We start from the raw sequence: 26370 nt of genomic DNA on the forward strand, positions 1-26370 counted from the left end.
TTACTTCTGTGTCCCATCATCGTGCTGCAAATTCGCCTGGGTGATGTTCGCCCCCGCCGGCACGCTGCGCGTCAGCCAGACGTTGCCGCCAATGGTCGAGCCCTTGCCGATGGTGATGCGCCCCAGGATGGTTGCGCCGGCGTAGATCACCACATCGTCCTCGACAATCGGGTGACGCGGGTGGCCCTTCTGCAACTGCCCGTCCTCATCCGCCGGGAAGCGTTTGGCACCCAGGGTCACGGCCTGGTAGATGCGCACCCGCTCGCCGATGATCGCGGTTTCACCGATCACCACCCCGGTCCCGTGGTCGATAAAGAAGCTCGGGCCGATTTGCGCACCGGGGTGGATATCGATCCCCGTGGCCGAGTGGGCGATCTCGGCACTGATGCGCGCCAACAACGGCAAACCGGCGCGGTACAGGTGGTGCGCCAGGCGGTGGTGAATCACCGCCAGGATCCCGGGGTAGCACAGCAGCACTTCATCCACGCTGCGAGCGGCGGGGTCGCCGTGGTAGGCGGCCAGCACGTCGGTGTCCAACAGGCTGCGCAGGGACGGCAGGGCCAGGGCGAAATCCTGGATCAGTCGGATAGCGTGGGCGTCGACAGCACTGTCATCCTGGCCGCCTTGGCGCGCGGCATAACGCAACTCCAGGCGGGCCTGGGCGAGCAACGCATTGAGCGCCACATCCAGGGTGTGGCCGACGTAGAAATCTTCGCTTTCTTCTCGCAGGTCCACCGGCCCCAGGCGCATGGGGAACAGCGCGCCGCACAGCGACTCCAGGATCTGCGCCACGGCTTCGCGCGAGGGCAACTCGCGGCCGCCATGCTCGCCACTCAATCGCCCATTGCGCGTTCGCCACTGGTCCCGGGCGCCGCGCAACTGGCTGACGATGGTCTGTAATTGCCAATGACTGGAACGCTCACTCACGGTATTCACTCCTGACGTAATGGCGCTCACTTTACGGTATGCACCCTGGCCGCCCTTAAGAACCAATGGTGTGATATCAAGAACCATCCGGAATAAGCGATTGGCGGTTGCCCGATGAAAAGTGCCTGCCTATAGTCGCCCCATCACTTAGCAACCGTGCGTAGCCATGATCAAACAACAGCTCGACCGTTTTAACCGCCTGGAACTGTTGGGCGGCGCCACTGCGTTGGAAAAACTCGAGCGGCTGTCGGCCTGGTCGGGCAGGGACATCTACGTAAAACGTGACGACACCACGCCGCTGGCCATGGGCGGCAACAAGCTGCGCAAGCTCGAATACCTCGCCGCCGACGCGATCGCCCAGGGCGCCGATACCCTGGTGACCGCCGGCGCGATTCAATCCAACCACGTGCGCCAGACCGCTGCGCTGGCCGCCAAACTCGGCCTGGGCTGCGTCGCTCTGCTCGAGAACCCCACCGGCACCGACGACCTGAACTACCTGGGCAACGGCAACCGCCTGCTGCTGGAGCTGTTCGATGCCAAAGTGGAATTGGTGGAAAACCTCGACAACGTCGACGACCAGCTCAACGCCCTCGCCGACCGCCTGCGCAGCAACGGCAAGAAACCATACCTGGTGCCTATTGGCGGCTCCAACGCCCTGGGCGCCCTGGGTTACGTGCGCGCCGGGCTAGAGCTGGCGGCGCAGATCGAAGCCAGCGGCATCGCGTTTTCCGCCGTAGTGCTGGCGTCCGGCAGCGCGGGGACCCACAGTGGACTGGCCCTGGCCTTGAGCGAAGTGTTGCCGAACCTGCCGGTGATTGGCGTGACCGTGTCGCGAACCGACGAAGCCCAACGCCCGAAAGTGCAGGGCCTGGCCGAGCGCACCGCCGAATTGCTGGGTGTGGATGTTCCCCAAGCCTTCAACGTGATCCTGTGGGACGAATATTTCGGCCCGCGCTACGGCGAACCGAACGCCGGCACGCTCTCTGCGGTCAAGTTACTGGCGAGCCAGGAAGGCCTGCTGTTGGACCCGGTCTACACTGGCAAGGCCATGGCGGGGTTGCTGGACGGTATCGGACGCCAGCGGTTTGAGGACGGCCCGATCATTTTCCTGCATACCGGCGGGGCGCCAGCGTTATTTGCCTACAACTCGGTATTCAATTGAATAAAAGCGGACTAAAAAATGTGGGAGCTGGCTTGCCTGCGATGGCGGTCTGTCAGTTACAGATGTGCTGACCTTTGCACCGCTATCGCAGGCAAGCCAGCTCCCACATTAAATAGGTCGTATATTCAATAATCGAATAACAATTTATATTTATATTATTTTCAAGTCTTAAAAACCCGCTTTATAGTCGCGCCGTAGGCGAAGACGCGCTACGCGCTTTAAGGCAGGATACGACTACTGCGTCACCTGCTTCGCTCACCATAAAAACACAGGGGCTCTTCATGACTATTTCTGTATTTCGTCGCACATTGTTGGTTGGCACTTTGGGCCTGGCACTCGGGGCTGGCCTGCTCGGCCAGGCAGTGGCTGGCGAGCAGCTGGATAACATCAAGAAAGCAGGCGAGATCAAGATCGGCCTGGAAGGCACCTACCCACCGTTCAGCTTTGTCGATGAAAGCGGCAAGCTCACCGGTTTCGAGGTGGAGCTGTCCGAAGCACTGGCCAAGGAGCTGGGCGTGAAGGTCAAGCTGCAAGCTACGCCATGGGACGGCATCCTCGCGGCCCTGGAATCCAAGCGTCTGGACGCCGTGGTCAACCAAGTGACCATCTCCGATGCACGCAAGCAAAAATACGACTTTTCCACGCCTTACACCGTCTCCGGTATCCAGGCGCTGACCCTGGCGAAAAACGTCGACACCATCAAGACTGCCGACGACCTGGCTGGCAAGAAAATCGGTGTGGGCCTGGGCACCAACTACGAACAATGGCTCAAGGAAAACCAACCGAAGGCCATCGTCAAAACCTATAACGATGACCCAACCAAGTTCCAGGACCTGCGCATCGGCCGTGTCGACGCCATTCTGATTGACCGCCTGGCCGCCCTGGAATATGCCAAGAAAGCCAAGGACACCGCTGCTGCAGGTGCTGCCTTCTCCCGTCAGGAAGCCGGTATTGCCCTGCGCAAAGGCGAGCCTGAACTGCTGGCTGCTGTGAACAAGGCCCTCGACACACTGCGCGCCGACGGCACTTTGAAGAAGCTGTCCGAGAAGTACTTCAACGCTGACGTCACTCAATAATGGAAGCAGGTTTCCAACTCGCGCTGGACTCCGCGCCCTTTCTGCTCAAGGGCGCGTATTACACGGTGATCCTCAGCCTCGGCGGGATGTTTTTCGGCTTGCTGCTGGGCTTCGGCCTGGCCTTGATGCGCCTGTCGCGCTTCAAGCTGGTGAGCTGGCTCGCCCGAGTCTATGTGTCGTTCTTTCGCGGCACGCCCTTGCTGGTACAGCTGTTCCTGATCTACTACGGCTTGCCGCAAGTGGGCATCGAGCTGGATCCGATCCCGGCGGCCATGATCGGCTTTTCGCTGAACATGGCCGCCTACGCCTGTGAAATCCTGCGCGCCGCCATCGGCTCCATCGAGCGTGGCCAGTGGGAAGCCGCCGCCAGTATCGGCATGACCCGTGCGCAGACCCTGCGCCGGGCCATCCTGCCGCAGGCGATGCGCACAGCCCTGCCGCCACTGGGCAACAGCTTCATTTCGCTGGTCAAGGACACGGCGCTGGCCGCCACCATCCAGGTGCCCGAGCTGTTCCGCCAGGCCCAACTGGTGTCTGCGCGGACCTTCGAAATCTTCACCATGTACCTGTCCGCAGCCCTGATCTACTGGATTTTGGCGAGCATCCTGGCGCATTTGCAGAATCGTCTGGAAGACCGGGTCAACCGGCATGACCTGGAGTCCTGAAGCATGATCGTGGTTGAAAAACTGACCAAACAATTCAAGGGTCAGGTGGTGCTCAACGGCATCGACCTTGAGGTCAAGGAAGGCGAAGTCATCGCCATCATCGGCCCCAGCGGTTCCGGCAAGACCACCTTCCTGCGCTGCCTGAATTTCCTCGAACAACCCACCAGCGGGCGCATCAAGGTGGGCGACATCGAGATCGACACCAGCAAGCCGATCAACCAGCAACAGAGCCAGGTGCGGCGCCTGCGCCAGCACGTGGGTTTTGTGTTCCAGAGCTTCAACCTGTTCCCCCATCGCACCGCGCTGGAAAACGTCATCGAAGGCCCCACCGTGGTCAAGAAGATGCCCCACGAGGCCGCTGTCGCGCTGGGGCGCAAGCTGCTGGCCAGGGTCGGCCTGGCGGGCAAGGAAGACGCCTACCCACGGCGCCTGTCCGGTGGCCAACAGCAGCGCGTGGCCATTGCCCGGGCGCTGGCCATGGAGCCGGAGGTGATTCTGTTCGACGAACCTACCTCGGCCCTTGACCCGGAGTTGGTGGGCGAAGTGCTGGCAACCATTCGCAGCCTCGCCGAGGAAAACCGCACCATGGTCATCGTCACCCACGAGATGAGCTTCGCCCGCGATGTGGCCAATCGGGTGATCTTTTTCGACAAGGGCGTGATCGTGGAACAAGGCGAAGCCAAGGCACTGTTCGCCAACCCTAAGGAAGAGCGTACCAAGCAGTTCCTGAGTAAATTCCTCGCCCACTGAGGCTTTGTGTGGGTGCTGGCCTGCCTGCGACGCAGCCACCTCGGTGACCTGTCTCACCGTGGCGACGCCTTCGCAGGCAAGCCAGCGCGCACACAAGCCTGTTCCTACACGAAGTCCTCATTCCAACCTGAAAAACACCCGACCACACCCGCCTGAATATCCCCGCCTCAGTCAGACCCTTCTGAATCACGCCAACACCGCCGTTTAGCCCTTTGCCGCCATTGACGCCCCTCGGCCAACCCTCTTATCTAGCACCCAGAGGATTGGATCCTATCCCGGCTATTCACTGAATCGTTTCGTTCGGCCCACCGCGCGCACCTGCGCCAAAGGTCCGGAGCGATTGCTGCTGGCTGCATCAAGGAGATTACTTATGACGCACCCCCTGCTCACTGCCCCGACACTGCCCCAGGCCGTCGGCAATGGCATCAATGCCCTGGCCGCTGCGCACTTGCAGGTCGACATCCCACCGTATCCCGGCATGGATGAAGGCGACCTGATCGAGCTGTTCTGGAACAACTGTTTCGCCGCTTCACGTCGGATCACCAGCGGCAAGATCGGCGAGTTCACTCACCTGCGGGTACCAGAGAGTTTTGTACTGGAGGGGCCGACGCAGGTGCATTACCAAGTCATGCAAGTCGGCCACACCCCTGCTCGCTCCGCCGTGACGCGAGTGCGTGTAAAGACCCTTTGCCCAGGCGGCCAGCCCTCGCCCCTTTGCTGTGACGAAAACCAGAACCTCGCCCCCGTGGGCCTGCCCGACACCATCCGCCGCTACGGCGTCAACGCCAGCCAGGTGCGGCGCGGTATTCCCCTGACCATCGAGCCCTACCTGCACATGACCACCGGCGATGCCATCACCTTGCGCTGGGGCGATGTGCGCCTGGATCTGCCGAAAATCCGGGCCAGGGAAGTCGGCCTGGCGGTACAGGTATGGGTGCCTTCGACGCTGATTATCGAAGCGGGAGACGACTGTCGGCTGGAAGTGACGTACTGCATTCTTGACCGCGTCGGCAACAATTCACGCTGGGCGCCCGCCCGCACCCTGCGCATCGCCAGTGAGGCAGAGTCCCGGCCCGCCGGGACGGCGCTGATCTATCAGCCACGCCCTATCGGTTCACCTTGCGAACCGGGGTGACAGACCTTCTATGCATATTCCCAAAAGTTAGTTTATTTAAATATTTAACACGCTTAGGGTATATACACCGGACCACCGGACATTCCTGATTCTTCTGTTTTTATTTCATTGAATGCGAGGTCGGTATGGTCAGAATTACCCCGGTGCGTAACGCCAGGGCATTACGTGCAGCCAAGGAGCGGCGCTGATGTCTAACTTGGCTCTAACACCCCCCCAGAGTGATCTGGATGTCGCTCCCCTGCTGTTGCCGGCCGCCGTGCTGCGCAACGATGCAGAGGCGCTGAAGGCGGCCCATGAGTTGGCCCAGGCTGCACGCCTGCAAGCCGCCAAACGCGACCGGCAACGCAAGCTGCCGTGGGCGCAGATCGAGCAATTCACCCGCAGTGGGCTGGGCAGTATTTCCATTCCCCGTGAGTACGGCGGGCCGCAGGTGTCGTTCGTGACCCTGGCCGACGTGTTCGCAATCATCAGCGCGGCAGACCCGGCCCTCGGGCAGATCCCGCAAAATCATTTCGGCATCCTGCACCTGTTGCAGGGCGCCGCCACCGAACGCCAGAAAAAGCAGCTGTTCCAGAGCGTCCTCGACGGCTGGCGCATCGGCAATGGCGGCCCGGAACGCGGCACCAAGAACACCCTGGAACTCAAGGCGCGCATCACCGCCGAGGGTGACGGCTATGTGATCAGCGGCCAGAAGTTCTATTCCACCGGCGCATTGTTTGCCCACTGGGTGGCCGTGAAGGCCCTGAACGATGACGGCAAGCAAGTCATGGCGTTCGTGCGTCGTGGCACCGAAGGCCTGCGCATCGTTGACGATTGGTCGGGCTTCGGCCAGCGCACCACCGCCAGCGGCACCGTGCTGCTGGACCAGGTGCCGGTGGACGCGGAGCTGGTAGTTGAGAACTGGCGCATCGGCGAAAACCCGACTATCCAGGGCGCCGTCTCGCAGCTGATCCAGGCGGCCATCGACGCCGGCATCGCCCGTGGCGCGCTGGATGACACCATCGCCTTCGTGCGTGAGCGCTCGCGCCCATGGATCGACGCCAAGGTCGAACGCGCCAGCGATGACCTGTATGTAATCGCCGACATCGGCAAGCTGAAGATCGAACTGCACGCCGCCGAAGCCCTGCTGCGCAAGGCCGGCCAGGTGCTGGACCAGGTCAGCGCCGCGCCGATCACCGCGCAATCCGCTGCGCGCGCATCCATTGCGGTGGCCGAGGCCAAGGTACTGACCACCGAAGTGTCGCTGCTGGTCAGCGAAAAGCTCTTCGAACTGGCCGGCAGCCGCGCCACCCTTGCCGAATTCAACCTCGACCGTCATTGGCGCAACGCCCGCGTGCACACCCTGCACGACCCGGTGCGCTGGAAGTATCACGCCATCGGCGCCTATCGATTGAACGGTACCTTGCCGGCTCGCCATTCCTGGATCTGACCGACCAGACCTCTGGAGAACATCATGACTTTCTCTCACCCCGTCGCGGTCATTACCAGCGACGAACAAGCCCTTATTGTCGCCAGCGACCTGGCCGAAGACTTCCGCCGCGACAGCGCCCAGCGTGACCGCGAGCGCCGCCTGCCCTTGCCCGAACTGGACGTGTTCTCGCGCTCCGGCCTGTGGGGCATCAGCGTACCCAAGGAATTCGGCGGCGCGGGCGTTTCCAACGTCACCCTGGCCAAGGTCATCGCCCTGATCGCCCAGGCGGATGCGTCCCTGGGCCAGATCCCGCAAAACCATTTCTATGCCCTGGAAGTGCTGCGTGTGAACGGCAGCCCGGCGCAACAACAGCGCCTGTACGCCGAAGTATTGGCCGGCCAGCGTTTCGGCAACGCCCTGGCGGAACTGGGCACCAAGACCGCCCATGACCGCGTCACCAAAATCACCCGCGACGGTGACGGTTTCCGTATCAGCGGCCGCAAGTTCTATTCCACCGGTGCGATCTACGCCCAGCGTATCCCCACCTCGGTGGTGGATGAACATGGCGTGCAGCACCTCGCCTTTGTCCCGCGCGACAGCGAAGGCCTGAGCGTGATCGATGACTGGAGCGGCTTCGGCCAGCGCACCACCGGCAGCGGTTCGGTGGTGTTCGACAACGTGTGGGTCGCGGCGCAAGACGTGATCCCGTTCCAGAGCGCTTTCGAGCGCCCGACCACGGTCGGCCCCCTGGCGCAGATTCTTCACGCCGCCATCGACACCGGTATCGCCCGCGCGGCCTTCGAAGATGCGCTGCACTTCGTGCGCACCAAGACCCGCCCATGGATCGACGCCGGCAACGACAAGGCCACCGAAGACCCGCTGACCCTGAAAAGCTTCGGCCACCTGAGCATCCGCCTGCACGCCGCCGAAGCGCTGCTGGAACGCTCCGGCGAATTCCTCGACCGCGCCCAGGCCGACAGCAATGCCGAGACGGTGGCGGCTGCCTCGATTGCCGTCGCCGAAGTGCGCGCCTTGAGCACCGAAATCTCCCTGGCCGCCGGCAGCACCTTGTTCGAACTCGCCGGCAGCCAGGCGACCCTGGCCGAGCACGGCCTCGACCGTCACTGGCGCAACGCCCGCGTGCACACCCTGCACGACCCGGTGCGCTGGAAGTATCACGCAGTAGGCAATTACTACCTCAACGATGAAAACCCACCGCTGCGGGGGACCATCTGATGGCGAAGAAGAAAATCCTGCTCAATGCCTTCAACATGAACTGCATCGGGCATATCAACCACGGACTGTGGACCCACCCGCGGGACACGTCCACCCAGTACAAGACGATCGAATACTGGACCGACCTGGCGCAAACCCTGGAGCGCGGCCTGTTCGATGGCCTGTTCATCGCCGATATCGTCGGCGTCTACGACGTGTACCAGAACTCGGTCGATGTGCCGCTCAAGGAGTCGATCCAACTGCCGGTGAATGACCCGCTGCTGCTGGTTTCGGCCATGGCGGCGGTCACCCGGAATCTCGGTTTCGGCCTCACTGCCAACCTCACCTACGAGCCGCCGTATCTGTTCGCCCGGCGCATGTCCACGCTGGACCACCTCAGCCGTGGCCGGGTGGGTTGGAACATCGTCACCGGCTACCTCGACAGCGCTGCCAAGGCCATGGGCCTTACCGAGCAGGTCGAACATGACCGCCGTTACGACCAGGCCGATGAATACCTGGAGGTGCTCTACAAACTCTGGGAAGGCAGCTGGGAAGACGGTGCGGTGCTCAACGACCCGCAGGCGCGGGTGTACGCGCAGCCGGGCAAGGTGCACAAGGTCGAGCACCACGGCGAGTTCTACCAGGTGGAGGGTTATCACCTGTGCGAACCCTCGCCGCAACGCACACCGGTGCTGTTCCAGGCTGGCAGTTCGGACCGCGGCTTGCTGTTCGCCGGGCGGCACGCCGAATGTGTATTCATCAGCGGGCAGAACAAGGCGGCGACCAAGGTCCAAGTCGACAAGGTGCGTGCCAGTGCGGTCGAGGCCGGGCGCCATCCGGATGACATCAAGGTGTTCATGGGCCTCAACGTGATCGTGGGCGCCACCGAGGCGCTTGCCTGGGCCAAGCACGCCGAATACCTGAGCTATGCCAGCCCGGAAGCCGGCGTGGCGCATTTCTCGGCGTCCACCGCCATCGATTTTGCCCAGTACGAACTGGACGAACCGATCCAGTACGTGAAGAGCAACGCGATCCAGTCGGCCACCAAGAACCTGCAGAACAACGACTGGACCCGGCGCAAATTGCTGGAACAGCACGCCCTCGGCGGCCGCTATATCACCCTGGTCGGCTCGCCCGAACAGGTCGCCGACGAGCTGGAATCCTGGATCAGCGAAACCGGCCTGGATGGCTTCAACCTCACGCGCATCGTCACGCCCGAAAGCTACGTGGACTTTATCGACCTGGTGGTGCCGGAGTTGCAGCGCCGTGGCTCGTACAAGACCGCCTATGAGACCGGCACGTTGAGGGAAAAAGTCTTCCACGCCACGGCTCGCCTGCCCGAACGCCACACCGGATCCACCTACCGCCACTGACCCCAGTAGGCGCCGGCTTGCCGGCGAAGGCGGTAGATCAGACAGACCGCTATCGCCGGCAAGCCGGCTCCCACAGTTGATCGCGTTATTAACAACGACACCTTATGACTGGAAAACCATTATGAAAAACACGCTCCTCACCCACCCAGTCAAAGCACTGGCCCTGGCTTTCGGACTGTTCAGCTCGGCGGTGTTCGCCGCTGATGCACCGTTGAAAATCGGCACCACCGCCGCCTTCGCCATTCCCCTGGAAGCCGCGGTGGCCGAAGCGGGCAAGCAAGGCCTGAAGGTCGAGCTGGTGGAGTTCACCGACTGGATCGCGCCCAACGTCAGCCTGGCCGCTGGCGATATCGACGTGAACTACTTCCAGCACATCCCGTTCCTGGAAAACGCCAAGGCCGCCGCCGGCTTTGACCTGGTGCCATACGCGCCGGGCATCATCAACAATGTCGGCCTGTATTCGAAGAAGTACAAGAGCATCAGCGACCTGCCCGAAGGCGCCAGCGTGGCGATTGCCAACGACCCGATCAACAGCGGTCGCGGCCTGCAATTGCTGGCAAAGGCCGGGCTGATCACCCTCAAGCCAGGCGTGGGCTACAAGGCCACCGAAGAGGACATCGTTTCCAATCCAAAGAAGATCAAGATCCTGCAAGTCGAGGCCGTGCAACTGGTACGCGCCTATGACGACGCCGATCTGGTGCAGGGCTACCCGGCGTATATCCGCCTGTCCAAGACCTTCGATGCCGAGTCGGCACTGCTGTTCGACGGCCTCGACCACCCGGAGTACGTGATCCAGTTCGTGATCCAGCCCAAGAGCAAGACCGACCCGCGCGTGATCAAGTTCGTCGACATCTACCAGCATTCGCCCGTAGTCCGCGCTGCGTTGGATAAATCCCTGGGCAAGCTCTACCAGGTCGGCTGGGAAGATAAAAAATGACCGCCGCCCACTCTCAACTGCGCGACCTGGGCTTGCCGCCCAGGGACGCCGAGCAGACAGAACTGCACCCTGACCTGAACCGTGCCCACGTGCGCTTTATCAACCTGGGCAAGACCTACGACGGCACTGTGCACGCCTTGCAGGGCATCGACCTGGCGATCCAGCGCGGTGAAGTGTTCGGCATCATTGGCCGCAGCGGCGCCGGCAAGTCGTCGCTGATCCGCACCATCAACCGCCTGGAACAACCCAGCAGCGGGCGGGTGTTGATCGATCAGGTCGACATCGGTGACTTCGACGAAGACCACTTGGTGGCGCTGCGTCGGCGCATCGGCATGATCTTCCAGCACTTCAACCTGATGTCAGCCAAGACGGTGTGGCAGAACGTCGAGTTGCCGCTGAAAGTGGCGGGCGTTCCCAAGCCCCAGCGCGAGCAGAAGGTGCGCGAGCTGCTGGAGCTGGTGGGGCTGCAAGACAAGCACACGTCCTACCCGGCGCAACTGTCCGGTGGGCAGAAACAGCGCGTGGGCATCGCCCGTTCGCTGGTACACGACCCACAGATTTTGCTGTGCGACGAGGCCACGTCGGCCCTCGACCCGGAGACCACCCAATCGATCCTCGGCCTGCTGCGCGAGATCAACCAGCGCCTGGGCCTGACCATCGTATTGATCACCCATGAAATGGCGGTGATCCGCGAAATCTGCGACCGCGTGGTGGTGCTGGAGCATGGGCGTGTCGTCGAGCAGGGCCCGGTGTGGCAAGTGTTCGGCAACCCGCAGCATGAGGTCAGCAAGACCCTGCTGGCACCGCTGCAACATGGGCTGCCGGACGAGTTGCACAGCCGCTTGCAGGCCAAACCGGCGACCCTCGACGCGGCGATAGTGCTGCGGCTGCAATTCACCGGCAGTGATACCGACGAGCCGGACCTGGCCGCGCTGTTCAGCGCCCTCGGCGGTCGCGTGCGCTTGCTGCAAGGCGGCGTGGAACGCATCCAGGGGCATGCCCTCGGTCAACTGCTGCTGGCGGTGAATGGCTCGCCTCACAACGCAGAAGAACTGCGCAACCGCGCCGGCAATTGGGCACAACAGGTGGAGGTGCTGGGCTATGTGGTTTGATCGTTTAGTGCAGGGCGCCATCGACACCTTGTTGATGGTCGGCGTGTCATCGTTGATTGCGTTGCTGGTGGGCATCCCGCTGGCGGTGTTTCTGGTCACCAGCGACAAAGGCGGCATCTACCAGGCACCGGCGTTGAACCGCGTACTGGGGGCGTTCGTCAATCTGTTCCGCTCGATTCCGTTCCTGATCCTGATGGTGGCGTTGATCCCATTCACGCGGCTGATCGTGGGCACCACCTACGGCGTATGGGCCGCCGTGGTGCCGCTGACCATCGCCGCCACACCGTTTTTTGCGCGCATTGCCGAGGTGAGCCTGCGCGAGGTCGACCACGGCCTGATCGAAGCGGCACAAGCCATGGGCTGCCGCCGGTGGCACATCATCTGGCACGTGCTGTTGCCGGAAGCGCTGCCGGGGATTGTCGGCGGGTTCACCATCACCCTGGTGACCATGATCAACTCGTCGGCCATGGCCGGCGCGATTGGCGCGGGCGGCCTGGGCGACATTGCCTACCGCTACGGCTACCAGCGTTTTGATACGCAGATCATGCTCACCGTGATTGTGCTGCTGGTGATCCTTGTGGCGGTGATTCAGTTGGGCGGTGATCGCCTGGCTCGGGTTCTCAACAAGAGGTGAGGTATAGTCGGGCCATCGAAGACGCCCGGTATTCCCCGTCATGACCCTCAAGCCCGACGACCTCAACACCATCACCGCCACCACCCTCGGCCATTACAACGCAGTGGCCGAGGACTTTCGCGAAGGCACCCGCGACCACGATGTAAGCCAGAACATCGACGCGCTGCTGCGGCATATCCAGGGCACCGCGCCGTTCACCGTGCTGGATTTCGGCTGCGGGCCGGGGCGCGACTTGCAGACTTTTACCCGCATGGGGCATATCGCCGTGGGGCTGGACGGCTCGGAGCGGTTCGCGCAGATGGCGCGGGAAGACAGTGGCTGTGAAGTGATGCAGCAGGACTTCCTGAAGCTGGACCTGCCTGCCGAACGCTTCGACGGCATTTTTGCCAATGCGGTGCTGTTTCATATTCCCAAACAGGAACTTCCCCGTGTGCTCAAGCAGATGCAAGGCGCATTGAAGCCGGGCGGCGTCCTATTCAGCTCCAACCCCCGGGGTGAAAACCAGGAAGGCTGGAATGGACCTCGGTATGGGTCGTATCACGACCTGGAGGCCTGGCAGGCGCTGCTGACGCAGGCAGGATTTGTAGAGCTGGAGCATTACTATCGCCCCGCAGGCTTGCCTCGGGCGCAGCAACCTTGGTTGGCCAGTGTGTGGCGCAAGCTTTAGCCGCCGTTACCTGAATAACGGATATGTACACCGCACCGCCGCCATCGCTGGCAAGCCAGCTCCTACAGTTAGATCGCGGGGTTACAGCTAGGGAGCGGACGTTTGTCAGGCCGCTGGCGGGAGCAAGCTCCCTGGCCAGAGGTCGAGCGCCGTACCGGCGATTGCTATTTCACTTGATACACCAAAGCGCTCCCCCCCACATCGAGCACCGTGAGGCTATACCCCGCATACCCTTCTTTTTCCGCTGAAGAAAAATTCGCCACCAACCGCGTCCCATCGGCAAAGGTGGTTTCCTGCACCTGCCTATCCGCCGTCAACCAACGAAAACCCGTCATCGCCTGGGTGGCCAACCGTTGATGCAATGGCCGGAAAACCCGGTCCTGACGCTGTATCAACGGCAGCCGCTGCTTGAGCGTCGACGCACTCACGTGATACAGCGGCGGCACGTTGTAGAGCAACTGCGTCAACTCGTTCTCAGCCTGCACATTGCTCAGCTTCAAGCTGTCGAACAGCCAGTGATGCGTGGTGATCACCGAACCGTGGAACACCGCCTGGTACAGCGGCAGGCGCAGGGTCGGTTCGAAATGCACCGTACGATAAGGCTCCTTCAACGGCACCGACTTGAAGAACACGGCGGGTTGCTCCGGCGGATACCAATTACCTACGTAATAAGGCGACTGCTTGTCCTGGGCCATCGCGTGATCTCCCCAGCCAATCACGGGCGTCTGCATGCCATGGGCGAACAGAATGCCTTCGGCGGTGATCGCGTTGCCGTCTTCGGAACCGGCGGGCAACTTGAGCGCGGTATTGAGCCAGCGCGAAGCGTCGATGTTGCCTTCGGCGTTCTGTGCCTGGATCATCCGGGCGCCGTCACGGTAGCTGTCGAACACCATGCTGGTGGCGTAGGCATCGAGGAACCAGGCGTTGAAGCCCGCCTTGGCCTGGATAGCCTTTACGCGAGCCTCCAACAGAGGCCGCACGCAACGTGGGTCGGTGTAGTGGCCGGACTGCTGGAAACCGGTTTTCAGCTTGCCGTCCTTCAGCACAATCGCGCACTCGCGGTACGCCCTGCCGCCCAGGTGAGCGGTGGTCCAATCCGGGTTTTCCGTGGCGGACAGCGCGGTTTCATAGGAGTCGTAAGGGGCCATCAAGAAGCCCGCGTCGACCCCGGCCCGAATCGCCTCGGGGTGCCAGAGGCCGCCTTCCCAGCCTTCGCCCAGGGTCAGCAGCAAGCGCGGCAGGCCTGAGCTGCGCAGTGACTGGATCACCTGGCTGCCCCAATGTGCAGGGGTATCGCTCAGGGCCCCGGCAAAGTCCACGGCCAGTTCGCTACGCAGCTCGCCATAGCGCGCGGCGAGCCGGGTCATGTCGGGTTCTTCTACCTGCCAGCTCTGCCGAGCCTTTTTGTTGATCGCGGCGTTCAGGCCCCGGAGCACGACCGTCTGCTCATAGCGATTCAAGGCGGCACCCTGCGCCAGGAGCTTGGCGGACTCCTTGTCAAACAAGCCCTGGAGTGCATGCCCGCGCAAGCGCGTGCGCAACAGCGGCCAATCGCGCACATCCTCGGGCGCCAGCAAGTCATTGCCCCACAGGTAGACATGACTGGCGCCCAGCAGCTTCTCGGCTTCGGGCGTGTTTCGCAGTTTGTCGGCCAACGTTTCATAACGGCCCTGCGCTACCAACCATTGGCGGTAGCGCTTGGCGCCGGCCAACGGATCGGCATCCCCCAGGTGCAACAGCAGGGTCATGGGTGTGGCCGGGTCGAGGGCCGTGAATTCATGGGCCACTGACAGTGCCATACCAGCCTGCCAGTGCAGGCGATTGTTGTAGGGGTTGGTCAGCAACCAGTTCAAGGTGAAGCGCCCGTGGTCCAGCCCCCACAGGGGCAAGCTGAGGTCCTGAGTGGTGTTTAAATCCCCTTGTTCCAGCAGGAAACCCTTCCACTCGGCATTTCCCGTGGGCACGTAATGCCCCTCGGCCAACGGCCACATCAGCCCCTGGCCCAGGGCACTCGCCGGTTGCATGAGGATCGGCAGCTCACCCGCTTCCCGCGCCGTGATGGACAGCAGCAGGTCGCGTTGCTCAAGGCTGGCGCTTACCCGGAAGGCGCCGTCATCCCATTGCCAGCTCGCTTGCTGAGGGTGGTGTTCAAGTTGGCTGACGGTACGGGCCACGACGCCGCTGGAAGCTTGTACCGCCGGTTGGCCGTTGGGCGTAACGCGGAGGGCCAGGGTTGCCGGGTCGAGCTCGACCCGCCACAGGGCGTTTTCCAGAACGGTGGCGAACGTCAGCGGCGAAAGGAACAGACCGCAGAGTAACGAAACAGAACGCAGGTAGCGCATGGGATTGGACCCGAACGAGGTGAAGTCGGGAGGGTAGAACACTCTAGGACTGGCGGGGGCAACGCGTATCACCTCCAGACGTTTCCCACGGTACAAAAGGTCAATGAGCATCACGCTGTGGGAAAGAGCTTGCTGTGGCGAGAGCACCTGATCACCACAGCAAGCCTCCACATTTTTAACTGCGTTCTTCCTGCTGCCCCTGCTTGGGCTCGCGGATTTTGTACCAGGCCACGTAAAGCGCCGGCAGGAACAACAGCGTCAACAAGGTGGCGATAATGATCCCGCCGATCATCGCGTAGGCCATCGGCCCCCAGAACACCTCACGGGCGATGGGGATCATGCCCAGGCTCGCCGCCGCCGCCGTCAGCAGGATCGGCCGGCGCCGATGCTCGGTGGCTTCCACCACCGCATCCCACGGCGTATAGCCTGCCACCTCGTATTCATGAATCTGCGTCACCAGGATCACCGAGTTACGGATGATGATGCCGATCAGCGCCAGGATCCCCAAGATCGCCACAAAGCCCATGGGCGTGCCCGTGGGGATCAGCGCCAGCACCACGCCAATCAAGCCGAGCGGCGCCACGCTGGCCACCAGGAACATCTTCTGCACGCTGTGCAGTTGGATCATCAGGAAGGTCGCCATCAGGAACAGCATCAGCGGCACCACACTGGCAATCGGGCCCTGGGCCTTGCCGCTTTCTTCCACGGTGCCGCCGGTGGCGACCTTGTAGCCCACCGGCAAGCCGGCGCTGAACTTATCGATTTCCGGCTTGAGCTGTTTAACCAGGTCCGTCGGCTGCATCTCGTCACGCACCGACGCCTTGATGGTGATCGTCGGTTTACGGTCGCGACGCCACACTAAAGGCTGCTCCAGTTCATAGCGCACCGTGGCGAACGCCAGCAGCGGAATAGAAGTGCCGTTGGGCGTGACGATCTGCAGGTTCTGCAAGGTTTCCGGCGTACCGCGCTCGGCATCTTCGGCACGGCCGACCACGTTGATCAGGTAGATATCGTCGTGTACCTGAGTCACCGAGGCACCGCTGACCACGCTGTTCATCAACTGCGCCACGTCTTCCGACGACAGCCCCAGTTGCCGCGCCTTGTCCTGGGCGATGTCGATGCGCAGCACTTTGCCCGGCTCGTTCCAGTCGTAGATGATCTCGCCCAGGTGGGTGTTTTGGTCCAGCAGGGTCGCCAGTTCGATGGCGTGTTTGCGCACCTGGTCGGTGTCTTTGCCCGACACGCGATACTGAATCGGCCTACCCACCGGCGGGCCCATCTCCAGCGGCTGCACGTAGCTGCCGATGCCCACGAAGTCATCGCGCAGGCGCTTTTGCAAACGCGCGATCAACTCGCCACGTTCTTCCAGGCCCTTGCTCACGATCACCAACTGCGCGTAGTAGGGGTTTTCCAGTTGCTGGTCGAGGGGCAGGTAGAAACGGATCGCGCCCTGGCCGATGTAGGTGCTCCAGCGCGCGATGTCCGGGTCGTCCTTGATGATCGCTTCCAGACGGTCGACGGCCTTGCGGGTCTCGTTGATCGAGGCGTTTTGCGGCAGGTTCAGGTCAACCAGGATTTCCGGGCGGTCCGATGACGGGAAGAACTGGTTCTGCACGAACTGCATGGAGAACACCGACGCCACAAACAGCGCCACGGTAATGCCGATCGCCCACCAGCGGTTGCGCATGGCCCACAGCATGCCGCCATTGAAGGCGCGGCCAATCCGCCCCGGCTCGGCATCGTGAGGCTTCACTTTGGCGCTGAGGATATGCACACCAATCACCGGCGCAAACAGCACCGCCACCACCCACGACACCAGCATCGCCACGGCAATCACCGCAAACAGGGTGAAGGTGTATTCGCCCGCCGAACTGGCGTTGAGGCCGATCGGCACAAAACCGGCGACCGTCACCAGGGTACCGGTGAGCATCGGGAACGCCGTTGAGGTGTAGGCGTAGGTCGCCGCCTGCTCCTTGGTTTCGCCTTTTTCCAGGCGCGTGATCATCATTTCGACGGTGATCATCGCATCATCCACCAACAGGCCGAGGGCGATGATCAACGCGCCCAACGACACCCGCTGCATGGTGATGCCGCTGTATTCCATGAACACGAACACCAGCGCCAGCACCAACGGAATCGAACACGCCACCACCAACCCGGCACGCATGCCCAGGCTGATGAAGCTCACCACCAGCACGATGATCACCGCTTCGAACAGCGCACTGGTAAAGCCGCCGACGGCCTCTTCCACCACTTCTGCCTGGTCGGACACCTTGTGCACGCCGACGCCCACCGGCAGGTCGGCGGTCAGTTCGTCCATGCGCGTGTGCAAGGCCTTGCCGAACGACTGGATATTGCCGCCCTTCTGCATGGCAATCGCCAGGCCGATCGCCGGCTTGCCGTTGAAGCGGAACATCGGGCGCGCCGGGTCCACGTAGCCACGGCTGATCTCGGCAATGTCCGCCAGCCGATAGAACCGGTCGTTGAGCCGCAGGTTGACGTTGGCCAAGTCCTTTTCCGAGGCGAACTGCCCCGACGTGCGCACCGAAATGCGCTCCGGCCCGGCCTCGATCACCCCGGCCGGCGTCACCGCATTCTGCGATTGCAGGCTTTGCACGACCTGGCGTTGGTCAATGCCCAGGGCGGCCAGTTTGCGCGTGGAGAAATTCAGGTAAATCACTTCGTCCTGTTGGCCGATCATCTCGACCTTGCCCAACCCCGGCACCGAACGGATCTCGGCGCGCACCTGCTCCACGTAGTCGCGCAACTGGCGCATCGACAGGCCGTCGCCAGTAAAGGCATACACCGAGCCGAACACGTCACCGAACTCATCGTTGAACGACGGCCCCTGCAAACCCTGGGGGAAGGTGCCGCGAATGTCGTCGATCTTCTTGCGTACCTGGTACCAGATCTCCGGGATGGCCTTGGCACTGGTGGTGTCCTTGAGGAACACGAACACCGTGGACTCGCCCGGCCGCGTGTAGCTTTTCACGTAGTCGAGGGAGTCCAGCTCTTCGAGTTTTTTCTCGATGCGGTCGGTGACCTGCTTGAGGGTTTCTTCCTGGGTCGCACCCGGCCAGCGGGTCTGGATCACCATGGTCTTGATGGTGAACGAAGGGTCTTCCTCGCGGCCCAGGTTCATGTAGGAGAACACGCCCATCAGCAGCGCGACGAACATCAGGTACCAGACGAAGGACTGATGCTTGAGGGCCCAGTCGGATAAGTTGAAGCTCCCTTTCATCGCGGGCTGTCCTCGTCGATTTTGACTTTTTGCCCGGGTTTCAGGCTGTTCACGCCAGCGGTGACGATGCGTTCGCCGGGTTTGACGCCGCCACTGAGCAAGGCGCTGTTGGCGTCACGGCTGATCACGCTGACGTCGCGCGGTTGCACGGTCTGGTTCTGGGTATCGAGCAGCCAGATCCGGGTCTTGCCATCGACCTCCTGCAAGGCGCTCAAGGGCAGTTCGATGCGTGGCGCAATGGCGGTGCTCAAGGTCACGCTGATCGCCGTGCCCAGGCGGAACGCGGGCGGTGTTTCGGCCAGGGTCAGGCGTGCTCGGCGGGTGCGCGTGGCGCTTTGGGCCTGGGGTTCGATCTCGCGCACGATGGCGGTGGTGTGCACACTGGGGTCGAGCTGCCCGGCGACCAGGAACACCACGTCTGGCGGCAGGCGCTCGGCAAGGCCGGCCGGCAGATCGATCACCGCTTCCTTGATATCCGGGCGGGCCAGGGTCACCACTTGCTGGCCGGCGCTGACCACCTGGCCGGCCTCGGCATTCCAGGCGGTGACGATGCCGGCGTGGTCGGTGCGCAGTTCGGCGTAGTTGAGTTGGTCCTTGGCTTGATTGACCGAGGCCTGGGCCTGGTCGAGGGACGCCTGGGTGGTCTTCAGGTCGGTCTGGGCAATATCCAGCTGGGCCTGGGCGCCAACGCCACGGTTGAACAGCTCCTGCTGGCGACGGGCGTTGGCCTGGGCGTTGATGTATTGCGCCTGCACGCGAGCCAGGTCGCCCTGGGCCGAGCGCAATTGGTTCTGCTGGTCGGTGGGATCGAGGACGGCGAGCAAGGCGCCTTTCTCCACCTCGGCGGCCACGTCCACGGCGCGCCGGGCAATGCGACCAGGCACGCGAAAGCCCAGGTTACTCTCGTAGCGGGCCTGGATGGTGCCAGCGAAGCGGCCAAGGTTTTCCTGGTCTTCGGACGTCACTTCCATGGACAGCACCGGACGCACAGGCTCGGGCGGCGGTTCTTCCTTGGAGCAGGCCACCAGCAACAGGCTGGCGGCGAGTATCCCCGTCAGGCGCTTCATGGTTGGGCTCCTTGCTGGGCGATCTCGACCAGCATGCCGGGGTGCAGCAATTGCCCGCCGGCCACCACGACTTTTTCGCCACCTTTGAGGCCGTCGCCAATGATGACTTTGCCGGTGAGGTAGTGCGCCACGGTGACTTTGTGCAATTGCGCCTTGCCGTCGCCGTCGATCAGCCAAACGGCGGGCTCGCTGAGGTCTTTCGTCAGCGCAGCCCAGGGCAATTCGATACTGGCCTTGGCCGGGCCATTGGCGGTGGCGCTTACCACCGAGCCCAGCTCCATGCCTTTGGGCAGCGCTTGCAGGGCGATTTTCACCTGCACGGTGCCGGTATTGGCGGCCACGGCAGGCGTGACCTCTCGCACTTTGCCCTGGACCTTGATGCTCGGGTTATCCAGCAGGCTGACGGTGATCGGCGCGTCCGGCGGCGGCTCTACCAGCAGGGATTCATACACATTGAACACCGCGTCGCGCTCGCCATCGCGGGCCAGGCTGAAAATCGGCACGGTGGCCTGCACCACCTGGCCCACCTCGGCCTGGCGCGCGGTGATTACACCCGGTGCGCCGGCGATCAGCGAGGTGTAGCCGAGTTGCTCGCGGGCATTGGCCAGTTGGGCCTGGGCGGCGGCCAGCGCGCTTTGGCTGCTACGCAGCGCGGCCTGGGCGGAATCGTATTCGCTGCGGCTGGTGTAGCCCTTGGGCAAGAGTTTTTCCTGGCGCACGAAGGCGGCGGCGGTCTGCTTGACCCGCGCCTGCTCGGCCACGACCTGGGCCTGGGCGGAGTCGACATTGGTCTGCAGGTCCTTGGGGTCGAGCTTGGCCAGCACTTGCTTGGCGGTCACACGGTCGCCCACGTCCACCATGCGCTGGATGATCTTGCCGCCCACGCGAAAGGACAGATCGGTTTGCACCCGAGCCTGGATATCGCCGGTGAGCGTGACCGCCGCGGCAAAGTCCGCCGACTGCACGGTCTGCACAAACACCCGTGAATGCTGCTTCGGTTCGGCGTTGTCCTCGCTACAGCCGCTCAACAGCGCCAGTAGGCCAAGGCATAGAATAAAGGTGGAAATACGACCGCCCATGCAGGCTCCTTTTGCGTGATGCCGACTTGCCAGTGTGTATGCGACTGTGAGCTTAGTTGAGGGTTCCTTATCTGCATGGAGGCTCCCATACTCCAATGGTTCCCACGCTGACAGAATGCCCATGCTCAAGACCCTCGCGGTGGCCAATTACCGCTCGATCAACAAATTGGTGGTGCCCCTGGACCGACTGAACCTGGTGACCGGGCCCAATGGCAGCGGCAAATCCAACCTATACCGTGCCCTGCGCCTACTGGCGGAAACAGCGCAAGGTGGCGTGATCAATGCCTTGGCACGCGAGGGCGGCCTGGATTCCACCTTCTGGGCCGGGCCGGAGACCCTCAGCAAACGCATGCGTGAGGGTGACGTGCCGATTCAAGCCACCACGCGCAACGACGTCAAACGCCTGCGGCTTGGATTCGCGGGGGAAGACTTCAGCTACGCCATCTCCATGGGACTGCCCTCGCCGGGCATCAGCTATTTCTCCCTGGACCCCGAGATCAAAAAGGAATGCATCTGGGCCGGCCATCTCTACCGCCCGGCCAGCCTGCTGGTGCAACGCTCCGGGCCGATGGTGCGCGCCCGCGACGGTCGCAACTGGGATGTACTGGCCCAGCACACGCCCAACTACCACAGCCTGTTCGACCAGGTCGGCAGCCTACGCGGCTCGCCGGAAGTGTTGATCCTGCGCGAAAGCATTCGGGGCTGGCGCTTTTATGATCACTTTCGCAGTGATGTGGATTCCCCCGTGCGCCAGCCTCAGTTGGGTACGCGCACGCCGGTGTTACATCACGACGGGCGCGACCTGGCGGCGGCGTTGCAGACGATTCGGGAGATTGGCGACCCGGAGGCACTGCAGCGAGCGATCAGCGACGCATTCCCCGGCGCACGTCTGAACATCGAGCCCTTGCAGGGCGGGCGCTTTGCGATTGAGTTCTACCAGGAGGGCTTGCTGCGGCCACTGTCAGCGGCGGAATTGTCGGACGGCACCTTGCGCTACCTACTGCTGATCGCAGCGCTGCTCACACCTCGCCCACCGACCATGATGGTACTGAACGAACCGGAGACCAGCCTGCACCCGGACCTGCTACCGGCGTTGGCGCGCTTGATCATCCAGGCATCCCAACAGTGCCAGGTGTGGGTGGTGTCCCATGCCAGCCGCTTGATTGCGGCGTTGCAGCAGGATGAGGGGTGCAATTCGATTGTGTTGGAGAAGGTGTTGGGGGAAACCCAGATTGTGGGCCAGGGGATTCTGGACGCGCCGGCGTGGCATTGGCCGCAATAGCCAGTGACTGGGAGGGCCTCATCGCCGGCAAGCCGGCTCCTACAAGGACTACGGTGACCTGTAGGAGCCGGCTTGCCGGCGATAGCTGAATCAGCCCTGCCACTTCCCGCCTTCAACAATCACACTTTCCGGCTTGGTGTCATCGCTCAGCTCTTTACGCACATACTGGTCGTACAGCTTGAGCAGGAATTTCTCCTCGCCCAACTTGGCCAGCTCGGCATTCACCCAGTCGCGCAGTTCGATGTTGCCCTTCTTCACCGCGGGTGCAATCGGCGCTTCATCACCCAGCTTTTCTTCCAGCACACGGTAGCCTGGGTTCTGCTTGGCCCAGCTGAACAGCACAAGGTTGTCCTGGGCATAGGCATCACCACGGCCGGCAGACAACGCCTGCAACGACTCGGAGTTTTTCTCGAACTTGAGCAGTTTCCAGTCCGGGTGGTTCTTGGTCAGCCAGATATCGGCGGTGGTGCCGGTGGTGACGATGGTGGTGCGAGTGGCCAGGTCATCCAGGCTTTTTACCGCGCTGTCGTTTGGTACCAGGGCCTGCACCGCGACTTTCAGGTTGGGGTTGGTGAAGTCGACTGCTTCCTTGCGTTCCGGGGTCACGGTCATGTTGGCGAGGATCAGGTCGACCTTATCGCTTTGCAGGAACGGAATACGGCTGGCCGGCTCGACGGCAACGAACTCGACCTTGTTTTCATCGCCCAACAGGTCTTTGGCGAATTGGCGACCGATGTCGGTATCGAAGCCTACGTAACGGCCAGCTTCGTTCACAAAACCAAACGGCGGTTTGTCGGTGAAGACACCGACGATCAGTTTGTCACGCGCCTTGATCTTATCGATGTAACTGACAGCGGCAGGTTTTACAGGCTCTTCGGCCTTTTTATCGCAGCCGGCCAGCAGAGCGACGGCAAACAGTGGCAGCAGTAACTTTTTCATATCAGCTCCAATTCCTTGGTTTTCTTGGGCAGTGTTGAAACAAAGGAGAACTTCTCCAGGAACTGCTGCGCGCGTGCGGTTTGCGGGTTCGTAAAGAATGCCTCGGGGGTGTTTTGTTCGAGGATGCGACCGGCCTCCATGAACACCACGCGGTCGGCGACGGCGCGGGCGAAAGCCATTTCGTGGGTAACGATCAGCAAGGTCATGCCATCGCGGGCCAGGCCCTGAATCACTTCCAGCACTTCCTTGACCATCTCCGGGTCGAGGGCAGCGGTGACTTCGTCAAACAGCATGACCTGGGGGTTCATGCACAGTGAACGGACGATGGCGATGCGTTGCTGCTGTCCACCGGATAGCTGACGCGGGAAGGCGTCGCGTTTGTCGGCAAGGCCTACACGGTTGAGCAGTTTTTCTGCCTGTTCACGGGCTTCGCGGGGGTCGCGTTTTTGTACCTTCAAGGGGCCGAGCAGGATGTTGTCGAGCACGCTCATGTGCGGGAACAAATGGTAGCTCTGGAACACCATGCCCACGTCCTGGCGCACCTGGCGCCAGTCGGTGCTTTTGTCCAGAAGCTCCTTGCCGGCGAAACGCAGGCTGCCGCTGTGCGCGACTTCCAGCCCATTGAGGCAACGCAGCAAGGTGCTTTTGCCGCAGCCGCTGGGGCCGAGGATCACCACCGCTTCGCCACTTTGCACGCTCAGGTCGATGCCCTTGAGCACCTGCGCCTCGCCGAAGAATTTGTTGAAACCCTGGAACTCGATCAATGCACTCATGCTTGGGCCCAGCGCCGTTCCAGCACCTTGGAGGCGGCCGACAACGGGTAGCAGATAAAGAAGAAAAACAGGAACAGCACGCCGTAGATCAATACAGACTCATAGGTGCGTTCGATGATTTGCTGGCCGACCTTGATCACGTCCACCACGCCGATCAGCACCGCCAGGGAGCTGGTCTTGATGATGCGTGTGTAGACGTTGATGGTCGGCGGCGTCATGCGTTTCAGGGCTTGGGGCAGCAGCACGTAGCCGTAGAGCTGCGGGTCCGAAAGGCCAATCGACAACCCCGCTTCACGTTGCCCGCGTGGCAGCGAATGCAACGCGCCGCGCACCACTTCGCCCACCTCGCTGGCGCCCCACAGTGACAGCACCAGCACCGCGCACCAGAAACTCGGAATGCTCAGGCCGAAGAAAATCGGCAGCCCGAAAAACAGCAGGTACAACCACACCAGCACCGGGATCGCGCGGAACAGCTCCAGGTACACCCGCAGCACCGCGTTGATCAACCGGTTGTTCAACGTGCGCAGCACGCCATACAACACGCCGCCGATGGTGCTGAACGCGATGCTCAAGAACGAGATCGACAGGGTTTGCGCAGCGCCCTTGCCCAGTTGCGGCAACGACACCCACAACAACTCAAGACCCGAACTGGCCATGCTGGAGCCTCCTTTCCAGGCGGCTGAGCAACAGCGACAGCGGCAAGAACAGCAACACGCAGATCAGCGTCAGCACGGCGAGCATTTCGTAGGTCTTGTAGTAGAGGGCGATGTAGCTCTTGGTGGTGTAGAGAATCTCTGGCACCGCCACGGCGGAAACCACGGTGGTCTCCTTGAGCAGGAAGATGAAGTTGGCGAACAGCGCCGGCAGGCTGAGGATGCCGGCCTGGGGCAGGATCACATGGCGCAGCAGCTGCCAGTCGGACAAGCCGATGGACTTGCCCGACTCGATCTGCGCCAGCGGCACCGCTTCCACACCCGCGCGCAGCACCTCGGTGAGGTAGGCGCCGCCAAGGAAGGTCATGGTGATGATCGCCGCCCAGAACCCGGAGATATTGAAACCCAGGGCCGGCAGCGCGAAGTACACGAAAAACAGTTGGATCAGCAGCGGCGTGTTGCGCGCCAGCTCCACATACAGCGCCACCAGGCGCGACAGGTACGGTGTACGAAACACCAGCAGCGCCGCGTTGATCAGCGCTACCAGCAGGGAGGTGGCAATGGCGATCAGGCCTACTTGCAGCGTCACCCCCACGGCCTTGAGAAACGCCGGCAGGGTGCTGAGGATAAAAGCGAAATCAAAGGTCATCTTGAGTCCATGACGCCGCAAGGGTAATGCAGCGAGCGCAATCCGATCCGACGTGGGTAACGCCGGGTAGCGCAAACTTTAAAGGTATAAAAAGTAAAATTTAAATACCCAAATAGCATATTGATATCACCCAAAAAGATAACCGCCGGATTCGCGGGTTTGGCGGGTGACAGCTATGGTTGAGGGGTCTGAGATTCGAGGGATCGAACCATGAAAGAAGTGAAACCGATTGATCCGCAGGAGCTGGTGAAATGGTTGGTGGCGCTGCGCCGGGCAATCAATAGCCGCGCTCTCTAAAATACACCGCCGACAAATGTGGGAGCTGGCTTGCCTGCGATAGCGGTGGATCAGCCAGCACGCCATTAGCTGACAAACCGCCATCGCAGGCAAGCCAGCTCCCACAGTTTTAACCGCATTCCAATGCCGAGCATAAAAAAACGCCGACGCTGTAGTAGCCGTCGGCGTTCAAACCTTGAAGGGGGTTTTGTCTACATCAGAACGCAGGCACTACCGCGCCGTTGTACTTCTTCTCGATGAAGGCTTTGACTTCCGGGCTGGTCAGGGCCTTGGACAGTTTCTGGATAGCATCGCTGTCCTTGTTGTCCGGACGAGCCACCAGGAAGTTCACGTAGGGCGACTTGGCGTCTTCAATGATCAGCGCGTCCTTGGCTGGGTTGAGGCCAGCTTCCAGGGCGTAGTTGGTGTTGATCAGGTCCAGGTCAACCTGGTCCAGCACGCGTGGCAGCAGGGCCGATTCCAGCTCCTTGAATTTCAGGTGCTTGGGGTTGTCCTTGATGTCTTTTGGCGTGGCCAGGGCGTTGGTCGGGTCTTTCAGGGTGATTACACCGGCTTTCTGCAGCAGCAACAGGGCGCGGCCGCTGTTGGAGCCTTCGTTCGGGATGGCCACGGTGGCGCCATCTTTGAGCTCAGAAATGTTCTTGATCTTTTTCGAGTAGCCGCCGAAGGGTTCAACGTGCACACCGACTACGGTGACCAGGTTGGTGCCCTTGCCCTTGTTGAAGTTTTCCAGGTACGGCAGGGTCTGGAAGTAGTTGGCGTCAAGGCGCTTCTCAGCCACCTGCACGTTAGGTTGTACGTAGTCGGTGAAGACTTTGATTTCCAGGTCCACGCCTTCTTTGGCGAGGGTCGGCTTGACCAGTTCGAGGATCTCGGCGTGCGGGATCGGGGTGGCGGCCACCACCAGTTTCTCGTTGGCCTGGGCGAAGCTTGCAGTCAGGGCAGCCGCCAGTGCGGTAAACAACAGAACCTTTTTCATGCAGT

Annotated in this window: 23 protein-coding genes; 13 read left to right on the forward strand and 10 right to left on the reverse strand. The window is 62.0% G+C overall.

All coding sequences use genetic code 11. The annotated features are described in order from the left end of the window. Complete coding sequence (gene epsC, locus AC0IYN_RS09290) at positions 1-927, reverse strand: serine O-acetyltransferase EpsC (RefSeq protein WP_078046371.1); 927 nt, start codon at positions 925-927, stop codon at positions 1-3. Positions 928-1093: 166 nt separating this feature from the next. On the opposite strand from epsC, the gene AC0IYN_RS09295 reads away from it, so the two are divergent. The 12 genes from AC0IYN_RS09295 to AC0IYN_RS09350 all read left to right on the forward strand — a co-directional run bounded on the left by AC0IYN_RS09295 (position 1094) and on the right by AC0IYN_RS09350 (position 13064). Beyond that, entirely contained in the window at positions 1094-2089 is a 996-nt protein-coding gene (locus AC0IYN_RS09295) for a D-cysteine desulfhydrase (protein ID WP_406597288.1), read from the forward strand. Between the two features lie 281 nt (positions 2090-2370). Then, positions 2371-3165, forward strand: a complete 795-nt coding sequence (gene tcyJ, locus AC0IYN_RS09300) for a cystine ABC transporter substrate-binding protein (RefSeq protein WP_406597287.1) — start codon at positions 2371-2373, stop codon at positions 3163-3165. Beyond that, positions 3165-3830: a cystine ABC transporter permease gene (gene tcyL, locus AC0IYN_RS09305; protein ID WP_010214112.1), complete on the forward strand. Its 666-nt coding sequence runs from the start codon at positions 3165-3167 to the stop codon at positions 3828-3830. The genes tcyJ and tcyL overlap by 1 nt, the downstream gene beginning before the upstream one ends. A gap of 3 nt (positions 3831-3833) precedes the next feature. After that, positions 3834-4580 carry an L-cystine ABC transporter ATP-binding protein TcyN gene (gene tcyN, locus AC0IYN_RS09310; RefSeq protein WP_406597286.1) on the forward strand — a complete coding sequence of 249 codons (747 nt, stop codon included), beginning with the start codon at positions 3834-3836 and terminating at the stop codon, positions 4578-4580. A 370-nt stretch (positions 4581-4950) separates the two neighbouring features. Continuing rightward, on the forward strand, positions 4951-5715 hold the full coding sequence (locus AC0IYN_RS09315; protein ID WP_406597285.1) for a hypothetical protein: 765 nt from the start codon (positions 4951-4953) through the stop codon (positions 5713-5715). Positions 5716-5902: 187 nt separating this feature from the next. Next, positions 5903-7144, forward strand: coding sequence for an SfnB family sulfur acquisition oxidoreductase (locus tag AC0IYN_RS09320; RefSeq protein ID WP_406597284.1), 1242 nt, complete (start codon positions 5903-5905; stop codon positions 7142-7144). Positions 7145-7168: 24 nt separating this feature from the next. After that, positions 7169-8362: an SfnB family sulfur acquisition oxidoreductase gene (locus tag AC0IYN_RS09325; RefSeq protein ID WP_406597283.1), complete on the forward strand. Its 1194-nt coding sequence runs from the start codon at positions 7169-7171 to the stop codon at positions 8360-8362. Next, positions 8362-9714, forward strand: coding sequence for an LLM class flavin-dependent oxidoreductase (locus tag AC0IYN_RS09330; protein ID WP_457238289.1), 1353 nt, complete (start codon positions 8362-8364; stop codon positions 9712-9714). Before AC0IYN_RS09325 ends, AC0IYN_RS09330 begins: the two co-directional genes overlap by 1 nt. A gap of 121 nt (positions 9715-9835) precedes the next feature. Then, complete coding sequence (locus AC0IYN_RS09335) at positions 9836-10651, forward strand: MetQ/NlpA family ABC transporter substrate-binding protein (protein ID WP_471841164.1); 816 nt, start codon at positions 9836-9838, stop codon at positions 10649-10651. Then, positions 10648-11763, forward strand: coding sequence for a methionine ABC transporter ATP-binding protein (locus AC0IYN_RS09340; protein ID WP_457238288.1), 1116 nt, complete (start codon positions 10648-10650; stop codon positions 11761-11763). The genes AC0IYN_RS09335 and AC0IYN_RS09340 overlap by 4 nt, the downstream gene beginning before the upstream one ends. Next, entirely contained in the window at positions 11753-12397 is a 645-nt protein-coding gene (locus tag AC0IYN_RS09345; RefSeq protein ID WP_016974994.1) for a methionine ABC transporter permease, read from the forward strand. Before AC0IYN_RS09340 ends, AC0IYN_RS09345 begins: the two co-directional genes overlap by 11 nt. A gap of 40 nt (positions 12398-12437) precedes the next feature. Then, on the forward strand, positions 12438-13064 hold the full coding sequence (locus tag AC0IYN_RS09350; protein ID WP_406597279.1) for a class I SAM-dependent methyltransferase: 627 nt from the start codon (positions 12438-12440) through the stop codon (positions 13062-13064). Positions 13065-13228: 164 nt separating this feature from the next. Here AC0IYN_RS09350 and AC0IYN_RS09355 read toward each other — a convergent pair whose 3' ends face one another. From AC0IYN_RS09355 to AC0IYN_RS09370, 4 genes are all read right to left on the reverse strand, one after another. Then, positions 13229-15406, reverse strand: coding sequence for a glycoside hydrolase (locus AC0IYN_RS09355; RefSeq protein ID WP_471841168.1), 2178 nt, complete (start codon positions 15404-15406; stop codon positions 13229-13231). Between the two features lie 175 nt (positions 15407-15581). Beyond that, positions 15582-18647, reverse strand: a complete 3066-nt coding sequence (locus AC0IYN_RS09360) for an efflux RND transporter permease subunit (RefSeq protein WP_457248926.1) — start codon at positions 18645-18647, stop codon at positions 15582-15584. Next, a complete protein-coding gene (locus AC0IYN_RS09365; RefSeq protein WP_471841170.1) occupies positions 18644-19714 on the reverse strand; it encodes an efflux RND transporter periplasmic adaptor subunit in 1071 nt (356 codons plus the stop codon). Before AC0IYN_RS09365 ends, AC0IYN_RS09360 begins: the two co-directional genes overlap by 4 nt. Then, complete coding sequence (locus tag AC0IYN_RS09370) at positions 19711-20793, reverse strand: efflux RND transporter periplasmic adaptor subunit (RefSeq protein WP_471841171.1); 1083 nt, start codon at positions 20791-20793, stop codon at positions 19711-19713. The genes AC0IYN_RS09365 and AC0IYN_RS09370 overlap by 4 nt, the downstream gene beginning before the upstream one ends. A gap of 121 nt (positions 20794-20914) precedes the next feature. Here AC0IYN_RS09370 and AC0IYN_RS09375 point away from each other — a divergent pair, with 121 nt between their 5' ends. Further along, entirely contained in the window at positions 20915-22075 is a 1161-nt protein-coding gene (locus AC0IYN_RS09375; RefSeq protein ID WP_471841173.1) for an AAA family ATPase, read from the forward strand. A gap of 90 nt (positions 22076-22165) precedes the next feature. Here the strand turns inward: AC0IYN_RS09375 and AC0IYN_RS09380 are convergent, their stop codons facing one another. From AC0IYN_RS09380 to AC0IYN_RS09400, 5 genes are all read right to left on the reverse strand, one after another. Beyond that, a complete protein-coding gene (locus AC0IYN_RS09380; protein ID WP_071493188.1) occupies positions 22166-23014 on the reverse strand; it encodes a transporter substrate-binding domain-containing protein in 849 nt (282 codons plus the stop codon). After that, positions 23011-23787 carry an amino acid ABC transporter ATP-binding protein gene (locus AC0IYN_RS09385; protein ID WP_471841175.1) on the reverse strand — a complete coding sequence of 259 codons (777 nt, stop codon included), beginning with the start codon at positions 23785-23787 and terminating at the stop codon, positions 23011-23013. The genes AC0IYN_RS09380 and AC0IYN_RS09385 overlap by 4 nt, the downstream gene beginning before the upstream one ends. Next, positions 23784-24443, reverse strand: coding sequence for an amino acid ABC transporter permease (locus AC0IYN_RS09390; protein WP_016975004.1), 660 nt, complete (start codon positions 24441-24443; stop codon positions 23784-23786). Before AC0IYN_RS09390 ends, AC0IYN_RS09385 begins: the two co-directional genes overlap by 4 nt. Beyond that, the gene (locus AC0IYN_RS09395) at positions 24424-25089 is read right to left on the reverse strand and encodes an amino acid ABC transporter permease (RefSeq protein WP_003187615.1); all 666 of its coding nucleotides are present in this window, start codon (positions 25087-25089) and stop codon (positions 24424-24426) included. The genes AC0IYN_RS09390 and AC0IYN_RS09395 overlap by 20 nt, the downstream gene beginning before the upstream one ends. A gap of 493 nt (positions 25090-25582) precedes the next feature. Then, on the reverse strand, positions 25583-26365 hold the full coding sequence (locus AC0IYN_RS09400; RefSeq protein WP_028615272.1) for a MetQ/NlpA family ABC transporter substrate-binding protein: 783 nt from the start codon (positions 26363-26365) through the stop codon (positions 25583-25585). Positions 26366-26370: the final 5 nt, after the last annotated feature.

This window comes from Pseudomonas sp. AC112, from assembly GCF_979253545.1.

What these genes read in the sequence shown, in the direction of transcription:
- AC0IYN_RS09295 (WP_406597288.1), top strand. Translation starts at nt 1,094, where the DNA reads ATGATCAAACAACAGCTCGACCGTTTTAACCGCCTGGAACTGTTGGGC.
- tcyJ (WP_406597287.1), top strand. Translation starts at nt 2,371, where the DNA reads ATGACTATTTCTGTATTTCGTCGCACATTGTTGGTTGGCACTTTGGGC.
- tcyL (WP_010214112.1), top strand. Translation starts at nt 3,165, where the DNA reads ATGGAAGCAGGTTTCCAACTCGCGCTGGACTCCGCGCCCTTTCTGCTC.
- tcyN (WP_406597286.1), top strand. Translation starts at nt 3,834, where the DNA reads ATGATCGTGGTTGAAAAACTGACCAAACAATTCAAGGGTCAGGTGGTG.
- AC0IYN_RS09315 (WP_406597285.1), top strand. Translation starts at nt 4,951, where the DNA reads ATGACGCACCCCCTGCTCACTGCCCCGACACTGCCCCAGGCCGTCGGC.
- AC0IYN_RS09320 (WP_406597284.1), top strand. Translation starts at nt 5,903, where the DNA reads ATGTCTAACTTGGCTCTAACACCCCCCCAGAGTGATCTGGATGTCGCT.
- AC0IYN_RS09325 (WP_406597283.1), top strand. Translation starts at nt 7,169, where the DNA reads ATGACTTTCTCTCACCCCGTCGCGGTCATTACCAGCGACGAACAAGCC.
- AC0IYN_RS09330 (WP_457238289.1), top strand. Translation starts at nt 8,362, where the DNA reads ATGGCGAAGAAGAAAATCCTGCTCAATGCCTTCAACATGAACTGCATC.
- AC0IYN_RS09335 (WP_471841164.1), top strand. Translation starts at nt 9,836, where the DNA reads ATGAAAAACACGCTCCTCACCCACCCAGTCAAAGCACTGGCCCTGGCT.
- AC0IYN_RS09340 (WP_457238288.1), top strand. Translation starts at nt 10,648, where the DNA reads ATGACCGCCGCCCACTCTCAACTGCGCGACCTGGGCTTGCCGCCCAGG.
- AC0IYN_RS09345 (WP_016974994.1), top strand. Translation starts at nt 11,753, where the DNA reads ATGTGGTTTGATCGTTTAGTGCAGGGCGCCATCGACACCTTGTTGATG.
- AC0IYN_RS09350 (WP_406597279.1), top strand. Translation starts at nt 12,438, where the DNA reads ATGACCCTCAAGCCCGACGACCTCAACACCATCACCGCCACCACCCTC.
- AC0IYN_RS09355 (WP_471841168.1), bottom strand. Translation starts at nt 15,406, where the DNA reads ATGCGCTACCTGCGTTCTGTTTCGTTACTCTGCGGTCTGTTCCTTTCG.
- AC0IYN_RS09360 (WP_457248926.1), bottom strand. Translation starts at nt 18,647, where the DNA reads ATGAAAGGGAGCTTCAACTTATCCGACTGGGCCCTCAAGCATCAGTCC.
- AC0IYN_RS09365 (WP_471841170.1), bottom strand. Translation starts at nt 19,714, where the DNA reads ATGAAGCGCCTGACGGGGATACTCGCCGCCAGCCTGTTGCTGGTGGCC.
- AC0IYN_RS09370 (WP_471841171.1), bottom strand. Translation starts at nt 20,793, where the DNA reads ATGGGCGGTCGTATTTCCACCTTTATTCTATGCCTTGGCCTACTGGCG.
- AC0IYN_RS09375 (WP_471841173.1), top strand. Translation starts at nt 20,915, where the DNA reads ATGCTCAAGACCCTCGCGGTGGCCAATTACCGCTCGATCAACAAATTG.
- AC0IYN_RS09380 (WP_071493188.1), bottom strand. Translation starts at nt 23,014, where the DNA reads ATGAAAAAGTTACTGCTGCCACTGTTTGCCGTCGCTCTGCTGGCCGGC.
- AC0IYN_RS09385 (WP_471841175.1), bottom strand. Translation starts at nt 23,787, where the DNA reads ATGAGTGCATTGATCGAGTTCCAGGGTTTCAACAAATTCTTCGGCGAG.
- AC0IYN_RS09390 (WP_016975004.1), bottom strand. Translation starts at nt 24,443, where the DNA reads ATGGCCAGTTCGGGTCTTGAGTTGTTGTGGGTGTCGTTGCCGCAACTG.
- AC0IYN_RS09395 (WP_003187615.1), bottom strand. Translation starts at nt 25,089, where the DNA reads ATGACCTTTGATTTCGCTTTTATCCTCAGCACCCTGCCGGCGTTTCTC.
- AC0IYN_RS09400 (WP_028615272.1), bottom strand. Translation starts at nt 26,365, where the DNA reads ATGAAAAAGGTTCTGTTGTTTACCGCACTGGCGGCTGCCCTGACTGCA.